At 65.5% G+C, this 17,845-nt stretch carries 17 protein-coding genes and 1 pseudogene; 13 read left to right on the top strand and 5 right to left on the bottom strand.

The window, feature by feature from the left end; genetic code table 11:
* The first annotated feature begins 93 nt into the window (after window positions 1-93).
* Window positions 94-348: pseudogene (locus GX414_01060) on the top strand (efflux RND transporter permease subunit).
* Between the two features lie 47 nt (window positions 349-395).
* Window positions 396-1,778 (top strand): TolC family protein, encoded by a 1,383-nt coding sequence (locus tag GX414_01055; GenBank protein NLI45673.1) that lies wholly within the window; start codon window positions 396-398, stop codon window positions 1,776-1,778.
* A gap of 301 nt (window positions 1,779-2,079) precedes the next feature.
* Here GX414_01055 and GX414_01050 read toward each other — a convergent pair whose 3' ends face one another.
* The 3 genes from GX414_01050 to GX414_01040 all read right to left on the bottom strand — a co-directional run bounded on the left by GX414_01050 (window position 2,080) and on the right by GX414_01040 (window position 4,480).
* Entirely contained in the window at window positions 2,080-2,547 is a 468-nt protein-coding gene (locus GX414_01050) for a hypothetical protein (GenBank protein NLI45672.1), read from the bottom strand.
* Between the two features lie 18 nt (window positions 2,548-2,565).
* Window positions 2,566-3,741, bottom strand: a complete 1,176-nt coding sequence (locus tag GX414_01045; protein NLI45671.1) for a 4Fe-4S binding protein — start codon at window positions 3,739-3,741, stop codon at window positions 2,566-2,568.
* Window positions 3,742-3,847: 106 nt separating this feature from the next.
* Entirely contained in the window at window positions 3,848-4,480 is a 633-nt protein-coding gene (locus GX414_01040) for a hypothetical protein (GenBank protein NLI45670.1), read from the bottom strand.
* 118 nt (window positions 4,481-4,598) lie between these two features.
* On the opposite strand from GX414_01040, the gene GX414_01035 reads away from it, so the two are divergent.
* On the top strand, window positions 4,599-5,579 hold the full coding sequence (locus tag GX414_01035; GenBank protein ID NLI45669.1) for a TGS domain-containing protein: 981 nt from the start codon (window positions 4,599-4,601) through the stop codon (window positions 5,577-5,579).
* Between the two features lie 97 nt (window positions 5,580-5,676).
* Here the strand turns inward: GX414_01035 and GX414_01030 are convergent, their stop codons facing one another.
* On the bottom strand, window positions 5,677-6,846 hold the full coding sequence (locus tag GX414_01030; protein NLI45668.1) for a diguanylate cyclase: 1,170 nt from the start codon (window positions 6,844-6,846) through the stop codon (window positions 5,677-5,679).
* Window positions 6,847-7,085: 239 nt separating this feature from the next.
* On the opposite strand from GX414_01030, the gene GX414_01025 reads away from it, so the two are divergent.
* The 9 genes from GX414_01025 to trxB all read left to right on the top strand — a co-directional run bounded on the left by GX414_01025 (window position 7,086) and on the right by trxB (window position 14,740).
* Entirely contained in the window at window positions 7,086-7,544 is a 459-nt protein-coding gene (locus GX414_01025) for an ATP synthase F0 subunit B (GenBank protein NLI45667.1), read from the top strand.
* On the top strand, window positions 7,541-8,122 hold the full coding sequence (locus GX414_01020) for an ATP synthase F0 subunit B (GenBank protein ID NLI45666.1): 582 nt from the start codon (window positions 7,541-7,543) through the stop codon (window positions 8,120-8,122). The genes GX414_01025 and GX414_01020 overlap by 4 nt, the downstream gene beginning before the upstream one ends.
* Window positions 8,119-8,661 carry an ATP synthase F1 subunit delta gene (atpH, locus tag GX414_01015; GenBank protein NLI45665.1) on the top strand — a complete coding sequence of 181 codons (543 nt, stop codon included), beginning with the start codon at window positions 8,119-8,121 and terminating at the stop codon, window positions 8,659-8,661. Before GX414_01020 ends, atpH begins: the two co-directional genes overlap by 4 nt.
* Window positions 8,662-8,698: 37 nt before the next feature.
* Complete coding sequence (locus GX414_01010) at window positions 8,699-10,231, top strand: F0F1 ATP synthase subunit alpha (protein ID NLI45664.1); 1,533 nt, start codon at window positions 8,699-8,701, stop codon at window positions 10,229-10,231.
* Between the two features lie 11 nt (window positions 10,232-10,242).
* Window positions 10,243-11,115, top strand: a complete 873-nt coding sequence (gene atpG, locus GX414_01005; protein ID NLI45663.1) for an ATP synthase F1 subunit gamma — start codon at window positions 10,243-10,245, stop codon at window positions 11,113-11,115.
* A 42-nt stretch (window positions 11,116-11,157) separates the two neighbouring features.
* Window positions 11,158-12,576, top strand: coding sequence for a F0F1 ATP synthase subunit beta (gene atpD, locus GX414_01000; GenBank protein ID NLI45662.1), 1,419 nt, complete (start codon window positions 11,158-11,160; stop codon window positions 12,574-12,576).
* Between the two features lie 26 nt (window positions 12,577-12,602).
* On the top strand, window positions 12,603-13,010 hold the full coding sequence (atpC, locus tag GX414_00995) for an ATP synthase F1 subunit epsilon (GenBank protein NLI45661.1): 408 nt from the start codon (window positions 12,603-12,605) through the stop codon (window positions 13,008-13,010).
* A gap of 105 nt (window positions 13,011-13,115) precedes the next feature.
* Complete coding sequence (locus GX414_00990; GenBank protein ID NLI45660.1) at window positions 13,116-13,799, top strand: HAD family hydrolase; 684 nt, start codon at window positions 13,116-13,118, stop codon at window positions 13,797-13,799.
* Window positions 13,799-14,740: a thioredoxin-disulfide reductase gene (trxB, locus tag GX414_00985; protein ID NLI45659.1), complete on the top strand. Its 942-nt coding sequence runs from the start codon at window positions 13,799-13,801 to the stop codon at window positions 14,738-14,740. Before GX414_00990 ends, trxB begins: the two co-directional genes overlap by 1 nt.
* A gap of 84 nt (window positions 14,741-14,824) precedes the next feature.
* Here trxB and GX414_00980 read toward each other — a convergent pair whose 3' ends face one another.
* The gene (locus tag GX414_00980; GenBank protein NLI45658.1) at window positions 14,825-17,122 is read right to left on the bottom strand and encodes a PBP1A family penicillin-binding protein; all 2,298 of its coding nucleotides are present in this window, start codon (window positions 17,120-17,122) and stop codon (window positions 14,825-14,827) included.
* A gap of 199 nt (window positions 17,123-17,321) precedes the next feature.
* Here GX414_00980 and GX414_00975 point away from each other — a divergent pair, with 199 nt between their 5' ends.
* Entirely contained in the window at window positions 17,322-17,741 is a 420-nt protein-coding gene (locus tag GX414_00975) for a hypothetical protein (GenBank protein NLI45657.1), read from the top strand.
* Window positions 17,742-17,845 lie beyond the last annotated feature (104 nt).

The raw sequence follows: 17,845 nt of genomic DNA, 5'->3' as shown, positions 1-17,845 counted from the left end.
TATCAGGTGTTGACCGAATCGGCCGACCTGATGCCACCAAGGGGTGCCGCTAACCAGAAGAATCTATTCGAGATCTTTTAGGACACTAGTGCCCTGGCCATGATCTTCGGCATGTTGCCGCTGGCGTTCGCCATCGGTTCCGGCGCCGAAATGCGGGCGCCCATGGCCCGCGCCATCATCGGCGGCCTGATCACCTCCACCTTCCTGACCCTGCTGGTGGTGCCGGTGGTGTACACCCTCCTGGACGATGTCGCGGCCTGGTTCGGACGCCGCCGCCAGATCCCGACGCGTGATTCGGACGCGGCGCCGAACGCAGCGGAACCGGCGGCTGAGGAGACGGCGTCATGAGCGGATGGTTTCCAATCCAACTTTCACTCACGCGAAGAGAGTGCATCATGAACAGGAGTGCCGACCGACAGTTCGTACACACTTTCAACACGCGGCTGTGGACCGTCGCCGCCGCGGCGCTGACGGCGCTGCTGCTGTCCGTGCCGCTGGCGGCACAGAGCGCGGATGAGGCGCCGGTCGCGCGTGTCCTCACGCTGGAGGAAGCCCTCCGCATCGCCGCCGACCAGAACAAGGACATCCAGAAGGCCAAAGAGTTCCGACGGAAAGTGATGGGGCGTTACCTTGAGGAACGGGCGGCGGCGATGCCCCAGGTGACGGTGACATCCTCGGTTTCCCGCGACAGCGACGAGAGCCAGAAGGCCTTCGGCGGGGGATTCCTCGAGGATTTTGATTTTGACGTGACTCGCAACCTGTACACCGCCGAGGCGGGGGTGTCCCAGGCGATCTACACCTGGGGCCAGGTGGGGGCGGCCATCCGGGCAGCCAAGGAGGGGATGGCCGACGCAGAAGACCAGCTTGTCATCTTCCAGCAGGCGGTTGCCCGGGACATCACGACGGCGTTCCACGGGGTGCTGCTGGCCCGCGAGCTGCATGCCCTGGCCTTGGAAAACGTAGCCATGAAGCAGCGGCATCTGGACGAAGCCCGACGCAAGTTCGACGCCGGCTTGGCCACCGACTACGACGTGCTCGCGGCCGAGGTGGATCTCGAGAACGCGCGGCCGGCGGTCATCCGAGCGGAGAACGCCATCCAGATCGCCCAGGAACAGTTGCGCTTCCTGCTGGGCCTGGAGGGACAGGTGGTGGACGTCACGGGAACGCTCGATGCGCCCGTGGGCGCCTATCCGGAGTACGCTCCGGTGCTGGAGATCGCCCTGCAGAACCGACCGGAGATCTCCGAACTGGGCCACCAGGCCAATATCGCCAAGGAGCTGGTTAAAATCTACAGCGCCGGGGACAAACCGCGGGTGGATTTCCGCGGGGGTGCCGGTTGGCGGAGTCAGACCATCGGCGACGGGCAGGCGGACGGGCTGGCCTACTCGGTGGGCCTATACTTGACGTTCCCCGTTTTCGACGGCGGGCGGACCAAGGGGAAAGTGCTGCAGGCCCGCAGCGATCTGGAGACGCTGCGCATCGAGCAGGCGAAACTGGTGGATTCCATCGCTCTCCAGGTGCGTCAGGCGGTGGATAACGTCCACGAGGCCGGCGAGATCATCCGGGCGCTCGGTGGAACGGTCACCCAGGCGGAGCGGTTGCTGGCCATTGCGGAGAAGGGTTTTGAATTCGGCGTCAAGACACGGCTCGACGTAGACGACGCCCAGCTCAACGTGCTGCAGGCCAAGATCAACCTGTCCCGAGCCAAACACGATTATTTGGTGGCGCGGGCCAACCTGGAGTGGGTGTCCGGAACCATCGCCACCGGCACGCCCTGAGTGGCTGGTGAATCGGGTGGAAGCGAGGCTAGGGGCTCGAGACTCGAGGCTCGCCCCCCCCCGTGCTCGTAACTCGTAATCGTCATCGAACTCGTGCTCGGAATCCCAAGCCGGTAAAGACGGCACCGATCGGTTGTGATTGTGACAGTCCGGCTCCGCACCCTTTGCAACTGTTTCGGCGCACCGTTCGAATCGCCTCGAGCGTAGCCCGGCGCAGACTGGTGACAGCAGGATGAATCAGTGTTAAAGAACGCGCCGGCTGCGTCTGGCAACCCTGGAACCCAAGCCCAGACTCGCCGTCTCAGTGAAAATTCTTTAGCGCCACCCGCACGGCGCGCTTGTCGTTCGGCTTGAGCACCTCGCCCACCGACAGCACCCACGGCTGATGCTTGGTGAGCCGGACGGTGTTGGTCCGCGTGTTCACGTCCAGCTCGAAATCCGGCCGACCGTCACCGGTCACGTCGATGGCGTCGGTGAGCCGCTCCGGCAGGGACTGGCCCTCGGCGGGCACCCAGGCGATCTGGACAAACCCTTCGTCCTGCTCCCCGATCAGCGCATCGAAGACCGGCTTGTGGACTTGGGTCTGGTAACCAGGACGATGGATGGCCTGCATCACCTCGCCGCCGTCGTACCATGGATTGATCTTCAGGCCGGTGGCGTTTACGAACAGGTTCGCCCAGCTGTTCATCCCGAAAAACGTAGCCAGAACAATGAAGAGTGCCGCAACGGCCCACGCATATCCGAAAAAAGTGCGAAATCGTTTCACCATGATGGTTCCTCCCGGAGGTCACTGGATCATCCGGCCGGTGGTGACCAGGAGCAGGATGCGGTGGAGCCCGTCGATGATCATGCCGCCGCCGATGGTGGCCAGAAAGATGAACGCCGGGTATAGGAAGAGCAGCCGGGCCCGTTCCGGCGGAGATGCGGTGCCCTTGATGCGGTAACCGATGGCGCCCTTGGTGCAGGCGTCGATGCACTTGCCGCACTTGCAGCAGGTGATCTTCGGCTTGCCTGCCGCGAGTGATTCTTCGTCCAGCGAGAACGTCGGACAGGTTTGGACGCAGCGCTGGCAGTCGGTGCAGCGGGTCCGATCGATTTGGATCGTGAACGCATCGATCTTGTTCGTCACCGACTGGAAAGCGCCCATGGGGCAGAACAATCCGCATTGAGTGCGCTTTTTGGTCAGCGTCGGCAGCACCACCACCAGCCCGGCGAACAGCGAGACGAAGATCACCGCCTGGATCGCCGTCCGCGTCGAGGTGATCTCGTTGTACTCAGTCACCGTCTTGAACGGGCACAGCCACTCGCAGTACGTGGGCGAGAGGGTGGCCGCTGAGAGGATTACGACGGCGGCGAGCACGGTGTACGGCAGGTACATCCAGTAGGGCGCGATCTTGCGGATCACCGGCCGGCGCAGGATGCGGGAGAAGCCGTCCTCGAGCCCGCCGAAGAAGCAGCCCCAGCTGCAGAACCCGCGGCCGATGGCCAGCGACACGCCGATCCAGAGCGCGAACATCGCCGCCACCGGCGCAAAGCCGCCCAGCATGTGACCGGGGAAGATGATGGTTTTGGTGAGCGCCGCCGGGATGATGGTCATGGGAATCACCATGTGGCAAAACGGCGTTTCGCCCGCGGCCATGTCCGACGTGGTCAGGGCCATGCTGCCGCGCATTTCAATGAGGTTGGCGATGAAACCGATGACGAAGGTCACCGCCATGGTCACGAACAGCACGGCCCGGTAGCGGTCAGTGCGGCCCGTGCGCACCATCAGGTAGAAGAGGACGTTGATCAACACGTACGTCACCAGCACGGCGGCCAGCTTGATCGGTGATCGGGGCATGGTGGGGCCGCCCATGAGCAGCACGAAGGTGAGCGGCATCACCGGCAGGGTGAGCAGCAGTGCCTTGCCGCGGCTGCGGAATGGCACGGACCCCGGCGTTTTCTCCTCAGCAGTGGAAGTCATGGCGATGTCAAACCTCCCGCATGACCGCAATGGATTTGTTTATATGATTACGCTGAACCTTGACCGATTGTTCACCGCCGGTCATTAAAGGATCTTGACCGGAACGTCACGAAATCGTCGTCACGCCAAGATAGACATAGTAAACACCCACCACGCCGGCGGCCAGTCGGCCCACGGTGCGGATTACCGGGTACCGGCCGAGCGCGCCAAGGAACGGCAGCGGGATGAAAAACAGCGAGGTGGCGGCGTAGAAAGCGAGAAAGAACAGCAGGCTGCCGGCCAAGGTGCCGGTGGCGACCGCCTCGGTGAACGCCAGCAAGAACGGGGGACACAGGTTCAGCCCCGTCAGCAGGCCCAACAGCGGCGGCAACAGGGCGGGCCGTCGTTCCGCCACTCGGCGGGCGGGGCCTTCGGCGGCCGGCAGGAGACACGGCTCGGTCCGGGGAGGGCGGAAGCCGTACGCCGCCAACAGCAACCCCAGCACCAGGTAAATGGCGCCGGCCCAGCGCAGGCGCCCGGGCAGCGCCGCCGGCAGAGCCAGGGCGAAGAGCCACGCCAGCCACCCGAAGGCGAGGTAGCCCACCAGCCGGCCGCCCAGGAATCCTGCCAGAACGACGACGTTCCGTTTCAACCGCTCGCCCTCGCTCACCAAGTAGGGCAGCAGCACCGGCACGCAGGCGGCCAGACAGATGGTGCCGTTGGTCAATCCCAGCAGTGCGCCGCGCCAGCAACTCTCCATGTGTCCTCGGGCGGTAGCTTTCCGAATCCGGATTGTCCCAGCTTGCACATTGCAGTGTTTGCCGAAACCGCTATAATATCACCGAATCAATGACACCGCATGTTTTGGTATCCGTGCGATGCCGGCCAACCTGACGCCCCAGTACCTGGACGCGGAGCAGCGCTTCAAGCAGGCCACGACGCCCGCCGAGCGGCTCAGCGCCCTCGAGGACATGTGGGCCACACTCCCGAAGCACAAGGGCACCGAGAAACTCCAGGCGGAGATCAAGAAGAAGCTGTCGCTGGCCCGTAAGGAGCAGCAGACCAAGAAGGGTCCGAAGCGGCTGGACCCATCCAACATCCCGCGCGAGGGCGCCGGCCGGGTGGTGTTGACCGGCCCGCCCAATGGGGGCAAATCGGCCCTGCTCAAGGCGCTCACCCGCGCAGAGCCGGAGGTGGCGCCCTATGCCTTCACCACCCGTGAGCCGCAGCAGGGAATGCTCGAGTGGCAGGATATCCAGTTCCAGCTAATCGACCTGCCCGCGCTGAGCCGGCAGTTCATGGAGCCGTGGGTGATGAACGTCATTCGCAGCGCCGATCTGCTGCTAATGGCGGTGGATCAATCGAGCGCCGGCGTGCTGGAGGAGATCGAGGACGTCGCCGCCTTTCTGGCCGAGCAGAAGGTGTTCCTCCAGGCGCCGGCCGGCGAGCTGCCCCGCGGCGGTGTGGTGATGCCGTCGCTGCTGCTCCTGAACAAGATGGATCTGGCGGGCGCCGGGGACAACGCGGCGGTGGTCGAGGAGCTGTTCGGCGGGCGGTTCGCCGTGCGCCGGGTGTCGGCGGAGACGGGCGAGGGGCTCGAGCCGCTGAAGGACGAGATCTTCACGCGGCTGGGTATCATCCGTGTCTATACGAAGCAGCCCGGCAAGCCCCCCGATCAGGGTCGTCCGTACGTACTCAAGATCGGCAGCACCGTCCTGGACCTTTGTCAGATGGTCCACCACGACTTTGTGGAACACTTGGCGTTCGCGCGGGTGTGGGGGAAGCACACCTTTGAGGGACAGCGAATCAACCGCGACCACGTCCTCACGGACGGCGACGTCATCGAGCTGCACCGCTGAGCCGGTTACACCGAATCAGTCAGCCGGCGTTCGAGACGCGGCGCGCCGGTGAAAAGGTGAATCGGCGAGTGAGCGGCTGCGCCGCCCGCGGAGACGATCAATAAATGGCGTAGATGGTTTCCAGCAGGTCCGGGGGGATCTCGTTTTCGGTGATCAGGGGGGCGTCGTTCATGGTGCCGATTTCCAGCGCCAGCACCGCCTTGCGGATGATGGTCTCAGTGGTGTCGTGCATCCGGCAGCAGGAGATGCCGCAGCGGACGGCCAACTGATGGGCGCCGCCCTGGGCGCGGAACTTGAGTTTCTGGACCGCGGCCAGGAGCTGCTCGCCGAACAACCGGGCGTTGGCGAGGGATGTGTTCAGCAGCAGAATGGCCAGCGTTTCGTGCTCCAGCCGGCTCATGAGGTCGTTGCGGTGGAGGTTCTGACAACAGGCGGCCACGAGGTGCTTGAGCACCCGAAGCGACATCTCGTGGCCGATCCGTTGTTCCAGTTCGGCAAGGTTTTGCACCCGCAGGAGCACCAGTGTGACGTTGTCGCGCTGCAGCCGGGTGTTCTGGAGCACCATGCGGAACTTGTCGCGGAAAGCTTGGCTCTCCAGCAGCTGGCGGGGTTGCGCGGCGCCGCCTCTGACCCGGATCTTCTCCAGCTGCTGGCGAAGCCGCCCAATGCGGCGGTTGGCTTCCACGAGGCTCCCGTACAGCTCGGCGCCCTGTCCCTTGATGTGTTCGGAGAGGGCCACCAGGTGTTCCTGAATAACCTCCATCTTCTGGGTGCTGTCCAACCCCTCCAGCTTGTTGCGGAATTCGTCCAGGATCTGCAGAAAGCTCTTGCCCGTATTGTGCAGGGTCAGGATCGAGGCGCTCAGATCGGTGAGGAACGTCTCAAGCTGGGTCCGGTCATCCTCCAGCTCGGAGAGCGTCTTGCGGAAGAAATTCAGGAACAAGTTCAGGGAGATCTTGAATTCGTCATAATCGTCGACCGAGCGGCACTGCAGCAGCTCGGCCATGATCTCGTTGAAGCGGGACTCCTGTTCGGCGTCCAGGGAGATCTCAACGAAGAAGCGCAACAGCTGGCGGGCGATCTCTTTGAGACTCTGCTCCAGGGCGGCTTCGGCTGCGGGGGCGGCTTCGGCCGCACCAGACCGGCGGAGTTGCTCGGCACACACGTCGGCGAATTCCGTTTCCGACGCGGTAAAATTCCCCTCGGACATGATCTTGGCGGCATTCAGCGCCGCTCTCCAGTACTGCTGCAACCCACGGTCGTCCATGCCGTGTCCTTGCGGTCGGATGAATAACGCAATCATATCAGGTTGTTCGGGGAAGGCGCAACGGAGAAATGAATCTGCGGTCGTCCGGGCCGCATCCGAGCCGGCGCCACGATCGTGAGTGGCGCCGGCTCGGATCGGCCAGGAATCGGCTTGACATTGTTGCGGTTCGATGATATTCAATAAGCTCTTTCGAGTCCGTGTGTTAGCTCCAATCGCCGGCCGCCGGGGTTGTTCGTAACATGTACCTGCTCAGCAGTGCCACCGAGGCGTTGACTTTGAATCCTTCCGTCGCGCTGGTGGCGCTCGTATTCATTCTCTTCCATTTCATCATGAGCCGGCTGCTGTACCGGCCGCTCATGGGCGTGCTGAAGGAGCGCGAGGCGCGCACCGAAGGCAAGCGGGCCGCGGCGGCGAAATCGCTCGAGGAGTACGACGTACTGCTCCGGCGGTATGAGAACGGGATCAAGGCCGCCCGCCAAGAGGGCTACAGCCAGATGGACGCCGTCCGGCGCGAGGCGCTGGAACGCCAGACACAGCGGCTGGCTGCGGCCAACGCCGAGATGCGCAACCGCGTGGAGCGGGCGATAACCGAGATCGACGACCAACGGGTCGAGCTGCGCCGCTCACTCGCCGACGAAATTCAGGAGTTCGCCCGGCTGATCGCCGCCCAGATCCTTGGCGGCAGGAGGCCGGCATGAGCGCTCCCCGCAAGCTGAGCCCGCTGCTCGTCTGGTTGCTCCTGGCCGTAGCCGGTCCGGGGGGCGCGGTCCGTGCAGCCGACTTTCCGAGTTCCTTCAGCCACGAGGTCCTCGAGGCGGGCCGGATCTTCAACTTTGTGGTGGTCGTCGGCGCTCTGATCTACCTGCTGTGGGCGCCGCTGCGTAGGTTTTTCCGCTCCCGCACCCAGGAGATCCAGAAACAGCTGGCCGAGGCCGAGGCGGCCCGCGTGGACGCCCTGCGGAAACTCAATCTGATGGAGGAGCGGCTGCTGGCGCTGGACGAGGAGATTCGCGAAATCAAGGAGAAGGCGAAGGCGGACGCGGCCGTTGAGAGCGAGCGGATCCTCCAGCAGGCCGAGGCCGAGGCCGCCCGCATTCAGACGCGCGGCCAGATGGAGATCGAGACTCTGAAACAGCAAGCCATGGGCGATTTGCGCCGGTTTGTCGCCGAAGAAGCCGGCCGGATCGCCGAGGAAATCCTCCGGCGGGAGATCACGCCGGAGGCCGAGGAGCGGCTGGCCGAGCGCTTCCTGGCCCGGATGGGAGACAAGCGGTGATCCGGAAATCATTGTTGAGGCGGTACGCCCGTTCATTGGCGGAAGTGGCGCACGAAGCCGGCGTCACCGACGCCGTCCGCCGCGACCTGCGCCTCCTGCAGACGGTCAGCGAACGCGTTCCGGAGTTCCTCGCGGCCATGCGCAATCCAGTGGTGCCCCAGGAGACGAAGCGGACGATCGTGGATGACCTGTCCCGCCGATGTGGCTTCCAAAAGTACTTCGCCCAGTTCCTGCGGGTGCTGGTGGAGCACCACCGCATCGTGCACGTCAACGCCATCGGCGAGATGTTCGACGAGGAGGCCGATGCCCTGAGCGGCGTGGTGCGAGCCCGCCTGGCCACCGCCCGGGCGCTGGAACCGGTGCGGCGAGACCGTCTGGCCGCGGACTTGTGCCGGATCCTCGACCGGAATGTGGCGATGGAGACGGCGGTGGACCCTGCGCTGATCGGCGGCCTGCGGATCCAGGTGGGCGGCACCGTGTACGACGGCAGCGTCCGAAACCAGCTTGACCGCCTCAAGCGGCGGCTGGCCGGATTCTGATCGCAGACGACCCAAACGCAACGGAGAACCGATAGCCATGGAATTCAAAGCTGACGAAATCACCCGCTTCATCAAGGACACCATCAAGGGCTTCGACACCGCGGTGGATGTGACCGAGGTGGGCAGTGTAATCAGCGTGGGGGACGGCATCGCGCGCATCTACGGCCTCGACAAGGTCATGTACGGCGAGCTGCTCGAATTCCCCCACGACGTGTTCGGCCTCGCCATGAACCTGGAAGAGGATAACGTCGGCGCGGTCATGCTGGGCGAGGCTTTTGCAGTGAGGGAGGGGGATACCGTCAAGCGCACCGGCCGAATCATGTCAGTGCCGGTGGGTGAAGCCATGGTGGGCCGGGTGGTGGACGCGCTGGGCCGGCCTGTCGACGGCAAGGGGCCCATCGTCACCGAGCTGTTCAATCCCGTTGAACGCCTGGCGCCCGGCGTCGTGGATCGCCAGCCCGTCAAGGAGCCGCTCCAGACCGGCATCAAGGCCATCGACTCCATGATCCCCATCGGCCGCGGCCAGCGGGAGCTGATCATCGGCGACCGCCAGACCGGCAAGACGGCCATCGCCGTCGACACCATCATCAATCAGAAGGACACCGGAGTTATCTCCATCTACGTGGCCATCGGACAGAAGCAGTCCACGGTGGCCCGGGTGGTGGACACGCTGCAGAAGCACGGCGTCTTGGAGCGGACCGTCGTCCTGGTGGCCGCCGCCAGCGACCCCGCCCCCATGCAGTACCTGGCGCCTTACGCCGGTTGCGCCATCGGCGAATATTTCCGCGACAAGGGCCAGCATGCGCTGGTGATCTACGACGACCTGTCGAAGCACGCCGCGGCATACCGCGAAATTTCCCTGCTGCTTCGGCGGCCGCCGGGCCGCGAGGCGTTTCCGGGCGACGTGTTCTTCCTTCACTCCCGGCTGCTGGAGCGCGCGGCCAAACTCAATGACGAGTTCGGCGGCGGCTCGCTGACCGCGCTGCCCATTATCGAAACCCAGGCGGGTGACATCTCGGCGTATATTCCCACCAATGTCATCTCAATCACCGACGGCCAGATCTTTTTGGAGACGGACCTGTTCCATAGCGGTTTCCGCCCGGCCATCAACGCCGGCATCTCGGTGTCCCGCGTCGGCGGTTCCGCCCAGATCAAGGCGATGAAGCAGGTCGCCGGCCGGCTCCGGCTGGATCTGGCGCAGTACCGCGAGCTGCAGGCGTTCGCCCAGTTCGGGTCCGACCTGGACAAGGCCACCAAGGCCCAGCTCAACCGCGGGGCGCGGCTCATGGAGCTGCTCAAGCAGGGGCAGTACAAACCGCTGACGGTGGAAAAACAGGTGGTCATCATCTATGCCGGTACCACCGGCCATCTCGACGACCTGCCGCTGGACCAAGTGTCCGCCTTCGAGCAGGCGCTTTATGAGCACCTGGATACCCGTGGCGGCGGGCTGCTGGCCAGGATCAGCCAGAAAAAGAGTCTGGACGCCGAATTGATGGAAGAACTTAAAACGGCGGTCGCGGAGTTCAAGAAGCTGTTCATGGAACAGCGCGCCGCAGCCGGCCGGTCCTGAGGTCGAGCCCGATGCCGAACCTGTTGGACATCCGCCGGCGCATCCGCAGCGTCCGCAACACGCAGCAAATCACCAAAGCGATGAAATTCGTCGCGGCGGCGAAGCTGAAGAAGGCGCAGCAGCGGGTCTTGACGGCGCGGCCGTACGCCCGCCGGATGCTCCAGCTCATCCAGCACCTGGCGCTGCGCCACCCCGACCAGTCCCATCCGCTGCTCCAGGCTCGGGGCGAGACGAAGATCCTGCTGCTCGTTATCTCCGGCGACAAGGGTCTGTGCGGGGGTTTCAACACGAATATCTTCAAGGCCGCCTACGCCTTCATGGACCGGTCGCCCGGCGCCGAGGTCGTGCTGGACGTCGTGGGCAAGAAGGCGTACGAGCACTTCAGCCGGCGCAAGTACAACATCCTCTCCTTCTACGTGGACCGCTTGTCGTTTGTGGACCTGGAGCTGGCACGGCAGGTGGCTGAACCGCTGATGGAGCGCTTCGTCTCCGGCGTGGTGGACAAGGTCTTCCTGGTTTACAACCAGTTCAAGTCAGCGGCGCAGCAGGATATCACCGTGGAGCCGTTGCTCCCCATCGGCGACCTCGGCCTGGAACCGTCCACCGCGAGCACCTTCCCGGCCGGTGTGGACTACCTCTACGACCAGCCGCGGGAGACGATCTACCGCGATCTCTTCCCGCAGCACGTGATCACCCAGGTCTACCGGGCGCTGGTGGAGTCGGTGGCCAGCGAGCAGAGCGCCCGGATGACCGCTATGGACGCGGCCACGCGGAACGCCGGCGAGATGATCGACCGGTTGATCCTGACGCGGAACCAGATCCGCCAGGCAGCCATCACAAAAGAGATCATCGAGATCGTCGGCGGCGCCGCGGCGCTGAGCTGACCGCCGCTGTCCGAAGCAATTCGAAACGACAGGGAGACGAGCATGAACATCGGGAAAGTGGTACAGGTGATCGGACCGGTGGTGGACTGCGCCTTCCCCGAGACGAGCATCCCGCCGATTTATAACGCCGTGCGTCTCGTCAGCGACGGCTTCGACGTGGCGGCGCCCATCGACATCACCACCGAGGTCCAGCAGCATCTGGGCGAAGGCCGGGTGCGCTGCGTGGCGATGGAGCCCACCGAGGGCCTGGTCCGCGGGATGAAAGCCATCGACCTCGAGGAAGGCATCACTGTTCCGGTGGGTCCCAACACCCTGGGTCGGGTGATGAACGTACTGGGCAAGCCCGTGGACAAGGGCGGACCCCTCACCTCCGACATCCGCTATCCGATCCATCGGCCCGCGCCCGAGTTCGTCGACCAGAACGTCGCCACGGAGATGCTGGAGACGGGCATCAAGGTCATCGACCTGATCGAGCCCTTCCCCAAAGGCGGCAAGATTGGCCTGTTCGGCGGTGCCGGTGTGGGCAAGACCGTCATCATCATGGAGCTGATCCATCGCATCGCCAAGCAGCACGGCGGCTACTCGGTGTTCGCCGGCGTGGGCGAAAGGACCCGCGAGGGGAACGACCTGTGGCTGGAGATGAAGGAGTCGGGGGTTATCGACAAGGCCGCTCTGGTGTACGGCCAGATGACCGAGCCGCCCGGCGCCCGCCTGCGGGTGGCCCTGACGGGACTCACTGTGGCTGAATATTTCCGCGACGTGGAGGGACAGGACGTCCTGCTGTTCATCGACAACATCTTCCGCTTCACCCAGGCGGGTTCCGAGGTGTCGGCGCTGCTTGGCCGGATGCCGTCGGCGGTGGGCTATCAGCCCAACCTGGCCACCGAGATGGGCGAGCTCCAGGAGCGCATCACCACCACCAGCAAGGGATCCATCACGTCGATCCAGGCCATCTACGTGCCGGCCGACGACTACACCGATCCGGCGCCGGCAACCACCTTCACCCACCTGGACGCCACCACCAACCTGGACCGGGCCATCGTCGAAATGGGCATCTACCCGGCCGTGGATCCGCTGGCGTCCACCTCCCGGATTCTGGATCCGCGCGTCATCGGCGAGGAGCACTACCGGACCACCCGCGAGGTCCAGCAGATCCTTCAGCGGTACAAGGAGCTGCAGGACATCATCGCCATCCTGGGCATCGACGAGCTGAGCGACGACGACAAGCTCGTGGTCAGCCGGGCGCGCAAGATCCAGAAGTTCCTGTCGCAGCCGTTCTTCGTCGCCGAACAGTACACCGGGTTTGCCGGCAAGTACGTGCCCGTGAAGGACACCGTGGCCGGCTTCCGGGATCTCTGCCACGGCAAGTATGACGACATCCCGGAGCAGGCGTTCTTCATGGTGGGCGGCATTGAGGATGTGCTCGAAAAGGCCGAGGCCATCGCCAAGACGTCCGTCTGATTCCCGAAGGAGAACGGCACCGCGCCATGTCCGCACCGACCCTTTACCTGGAAGTGCTCACCCCCGTGAAAACGCTGTTTTCGGGCTTCATCCGGAGTGTTGCCTTCCCGGGGCCCGACGGTGAAGTGGGCGCCCTGCCGGGTCACGCCCTGCTGGTTTCCAAGCTGGGCGCTGGGGTGGTCACCGCCGTGGACGAGAACGGCGACACCATCCGCTTTTTCTGCTCCGGTGGTTTTGTCGAGGTGTCCGGCGGCGACATCGCGGTGCTGGCCGACGTGGCCGAGCGGGACCGGGAGATCGACGTGGACCGCGCCGCCCGGTCGCGCCAGCGGGCCCAGGAACGGATCGCGTCGGGCCGGCCCGACATCGACTACGTCCGGGCCAACGCCAGCCTGCGCCGCGCTCTGAACCGGCTCCGCGCCGCGCAGCGGTAGCCGACCGCGCGGTGCACCGATCCCCGCAGCAATCGCCACGCGCAGTCCGGTTCGTCGGGAAGCGCTGGTTCAACCTCCCTGCCGGCCGGATGCTCAGGATGTGTCATGTCCCTGGAATTGGCGATCTTCGATCTCGACGGCGTCCTGTTTGACTCCGGCGACCTGGTGGTGGCCGCCGTGGGGCAGGCGGTGGCGCGCCTGTCGGCCGAGCTGGGCCGACTCATGGAGCCGCCTGCGCCGGAGCGGATCCACACCCTGATGGGCGTACCCAACCGCGAGTACGCCCGCGGGATGGGCCTGGAACTGGACGAGGCCGGCTGGCGCCGCTTTCAGGCGCTGGTCCAGGAAGAAGAGGTGGCGCGCATCGAAGCGGGTGACGCGCGGATGCCTACCGGCATTCTGCCGCTGCTGGACGCGCTCAAGGAGCAATCGGTCCGCTGCGCCGTGGCCAGCAACTGCAGTCGGCCGTATCTCCTGGCCTTCCTGGACTATTTCAACCTGGCGGAGCGGTTCGTTCTGGCGGTGTGCAACGACGACGCGCCCGACGGCGACAAGGCCGAGCTCCTGGACTTGGTGCTGGAGCACCAGGCCGTTCTGGCCTCGGAGGCGATCTATCTGGGTGACCGGCGGCGCGACCTGGATGCCGCACAAGCGGCGCGCACAGGCTTCGTCGCCTGCCTGTGGGGCTTTGGGGATCCGCAGGAATTTCCAGCGGGAACCCCGCTGTGCGCGACGCCCGCGGAAGCAGCCGCCGTACTGACGGAACTCATTCGAGGAGGAACTGTGTAATGACGCACGAGGCGGTGCATGACGTGATCATCATCGGATCAGGCCCGGCCGGACTGACCGCGGCCCTGTACACGGCCCGCGCCAACCTGCGGCCGCTGGTCTTCGAGGGACTGCAGCCGGGCGGCCAGCTGACCATCACCACCGAGGTGGAGAACTTCCCCGGCTTCCCCGATGGTATCATGGGGCCCGACATGATGGAGCTGTTCCGCAAACAGGCGGCGCGCTTCGGCGCCGAACTCCGGCCGGCTGCGATCGTGCGGGCCGACCTGTCGCAGCGGCCGTTCGTCCTCGAAGACGACGCCCGGATCGTGCACCGGGCCAGAACGGTCATCATCGCCACGGGGGCCTCGGCCAAGTACCTGGGGCTGGAATCGGAGCAGCGGCTCATGGGCTACGGCGTGTCAGCCTGCGCCACCTGCGACGGGTTTTTCTACCGCGGCAAGGACGTCGTGGTGGTGGGCGGCGGCGACACCGCTCTCGAGGAGGCGGTTTATCTAACCCGGTTTGCCACGAAGGTGTCCATCGTCCATCGGCGCGACGCCCTGCGCGGCTCCAAAATCATGCAGGACAAGGCGGTGGCCAACCCCAAGATCGCCTTCGTCTGGAACTCGGTGATCGAGGAAATTCTCGGCGACAAGGAACACGGCGTGCACGCCGTGCGCCTGAAGGACACGGTCAGCGGCGCCACGCGTGACTATCCCTGCCAGGGCGTGTTCATTGCCATCGGTCACCAGCCCAATACGGCGCTGTTCGCCGGGCAGCTTGACATGAACGCGGTCGGCTATCTCATCACCGAGGGGAAGAGCACCCGCACCAATATCCCCGGTGTATTTGCCTGCGGCGACGCTCAGGATCCCCACTACCGGCAAGCCATCTCGGCCGCGGGCTCCGGCTGCATGGCCGCCATCGACGCCGAGCGCTTTCTCGAAGCCAACGAGTGAGCCCGGGCGCCGGATCCATCGTCCCGTGCGGCCGTCGTCGCGGCGGCAGCGGTTCGGAGCGCTGCGACCGCGTACTCGGAACCGTCACGCTCCCAGATCTTCTTCGTCCACCCGGGCCAGTTGGAACGGCGGCGCCGCGGCGCCGTCGTCCAGATCCTCGCCGTCCGGCGACTCGTGGGGTGTGGCTGCCTCGGGAAACCGCTCGCCGGGATGACCGGCCTGGTGGTGCGCGATGATCCGGATCCAGACGGGCAGCGCCACCGCTGAACCGGTTTCGTTGGCGCCCAGCGTCCGGTTGTCGTCGTAGCCCACCCAGACGCCGGCGGTGATGCCCGGCGTGAAGCCGATGAACCAAGCGTCGGCGAACCGGTTGGTGGTGCCCGATTTGCCGGCGATCTCCGAACCGAGGGCCCGGGCCTTGACGCCGGTGCCGTAGCTGATGACTTCGCGCATGTTGCCGGTGAGCGCCCAGGCCACCGCCTCCGGCATCACCTCGCGGACGGCGGGCGCGTGCACCTCCAACACCCGGCCTTGAAAATCCTCGATGCGGCGGATGAAGTACGGATCGGCGCGCAGGCCGCCGGTGGGGAACGCCGTATAGGCGGACACCATCTCGGCCAGCGAGATCTCGGCGGCGCCAAGGGCGGTGGACGGATACGGCGGGATGGGTGCAGTGACGCCCAGCGCCCGGGCAGTCCGGATCACACGGGCCATCCCTACGTGCTGTCCCAGACGGACGGCCGGCACGTTGAGAGATCGGGCCAGCGCCTCGTGGAGGGTGACGGCGCCGCGGTACTGGTCCTGGAAGTTGCGGGGGATGTACTCCGTTCCGTCGGGCAGCGCCACGGTCACGGGTTCGTCGAGAATGGTGTCATCGAGACTCAACCCGTTCATGAGCGCGGTGGCGTAGACAAACGGTTTGAAGACCGAGCCGGTCTGGCGCCGGGTCTGGGTGGCCCGGTTGAGCTGGCTCGCCGCCCAGTCGGCGCCGCCCACCAGCGCCTTGATGGCGCCGGTGCGGTTGTCCAGGACCAGACAGGCGCCCTGGGCCTCGGGCCGCTGGTCCAGCTCCACGACGAGGCGGTGCGCGGGGGCGTACACCTGCCGCACCCGTAGCGGCACCAGATCGCCGGGGCGGACGAGGCGGCGGAGATCGGTGCGGCGGGTCCAGGCCACGGCCGGCGCGTCGAGGACAGCGCGGTAAGCGCCCACCTGCACGTCGGCCTGCCGATTGGTGACGGTCAGCACCAGCCCGGTGATGCGGCTGCCGGACTGCACGGGCCGGCGCCACTCTCGGCGGTCGTAGCCGGCCAGATCCGTCACTCCGGCGGCGGTCACGTTGGGTAACGCGCCCCGCCAGCCGTGTCGCCGGTCATAGGTGCGCAGGCCGTCGTCGAGCGCCGCTTCGGCGCACCGCTGCAGCTCGGGGTTCAGGGTGGTGTACACCTTCAACCCTTCGGTCAGGACCTGCCGGTTGGAATAGTGTCGCGCCAGGTGGAGTCGGACCATCTCGCGGAAATAGGGCGCGATCCCGTCGGGGCTGGGCTGCGGGGACAGGCGGACCGGCTCGGACAATGCAGCCCGGAGCTCCCGCTCGGACAAGTTGCCATCGCGGCGCATGGCGTGCAGCACGCGATTGCGTACCGTCCAGGCCCGGTCGGGATGGGCCAGCGGAGAGTAATACGCCGGATTGCGGATGATGCCCGCCAGCAGGGCGCTCTCGGCGGGGGACAGATCGTGGACCGGCTTGCCAAAATAATATTCGGCGGCGGCACCCACGCCGTAATTCCCATGGCCGAAGTAGATCCGGTTCAGGTACAGCGTCAAAATGTGTTCCTTGGAGTAGTGGCGCTCGATCTGGAAGGCCAGCAGGACCTCCCGGATCTTGCGGCTCCAGTTGCGGTCCAGGTTCAGAAACAAGTTGCGGCTCAACTGCATGGTGATGGTGCTGGCGCCGCGGACGACCCGGCCGTGGCGCGCCGTCTGCCAGGCCGCGACTGCCACCTGGATCCAGTCCACGCCGGCATGCTCGTAGAAGCGCCGGTCCTCAGCGGACACGACGGCACGGCGAAGATGCGCCGGCATGTCCCGGGTGGCGACGAGCTTGCGGCGCTCCAAGTAAAACTGGCTGATGAGGCGGTCGTCGTCGCCGTAGACTTCGGTGACGACACTGGGGCGGTAATCCTCGAGACGAGCCACGGCGGGGATGTCCAGCCACACCGTGAGACCCAGTCCGACCAGCACGCCGGCGACGAGGGCGCCGGCCAACAGGGCGAGATATTGCTTGGCCCGCAGGCTGGGCGGGCGCCGCCACCGGTCCAGGGTGTCCCGGGTCTCCACGGCCGCAGTCCGGATGTCCGACAGAAGCGATGCGGGTCTCATGGCGGTCACCTCCCGGCTCATTGTCTACTCCTATCTTCGGCTCGTTGTGTGAACGGCGTGTGAAGCCGCCATGAAATCGAGGCGGAAACACGGCTGCGGCGAAGACCGCCGCGGCCGGAATTCATGGGGGAACCGCATACTCTTTGAAACGAAGAGGCGAATGTGCTCAAATGGGCGGATCACGCGGGAGGAGGACGGCATGGTCCACAACGGCAAGCAGGTGGCGATGACCCGGGGTGTCAGTCCAGCCATGGCGCAGTGCGAGCTGACCCACCTCTCCCGCCAGGCCGTCGACGTCGCCCGGGCGGATCGCCAGCACGCCGCCTACGAAGCCTGCCTGGTCTCGTTGGGTTGCCGGCTGGAGCGGCTGCCCGCCGATCCGGATCTGCCGGATTGCGTCTTCATCGAAGACACGGCAGTCGTGGTGGCCGAGGCCGCGGTGATCACCCGCCCCGGCGCGCCGTCGCGACAGAGAGAAACCGATGCGGTGGCCGACGCGTTGGCGCGGTTCCGAACCGTGCTTCGGATCGAGGCGCCGGGCACCCTCGACGGCGGGGACGTGCTGCGGGTCGACCGGGTGCTCTGGTATGTTGAAAGTGTCGAAACGAGTATACACTGATCGCGCCGCGGAAGAGAACGGTGTGTGCCATGAGGCGTGACCTCTACACAAAGATTGTTCCTCCCGGCGGGATCGGTCAATCCGGGGAAGTATCCGGCGCTGCG

This window comes from Acidobacteriota bacterium (assembly GCA_012517875.1).
Taxonomy (GTDB): Bacteria; Acidobacteriota; JAAYUB01; order JAAYUB01; family JAAYUB01; genus JAAYUB01.
Note: the sequence above shows the minus strand (reverse complement) of the source record. Positions and strands in the feature narration are given on the sequence as shown.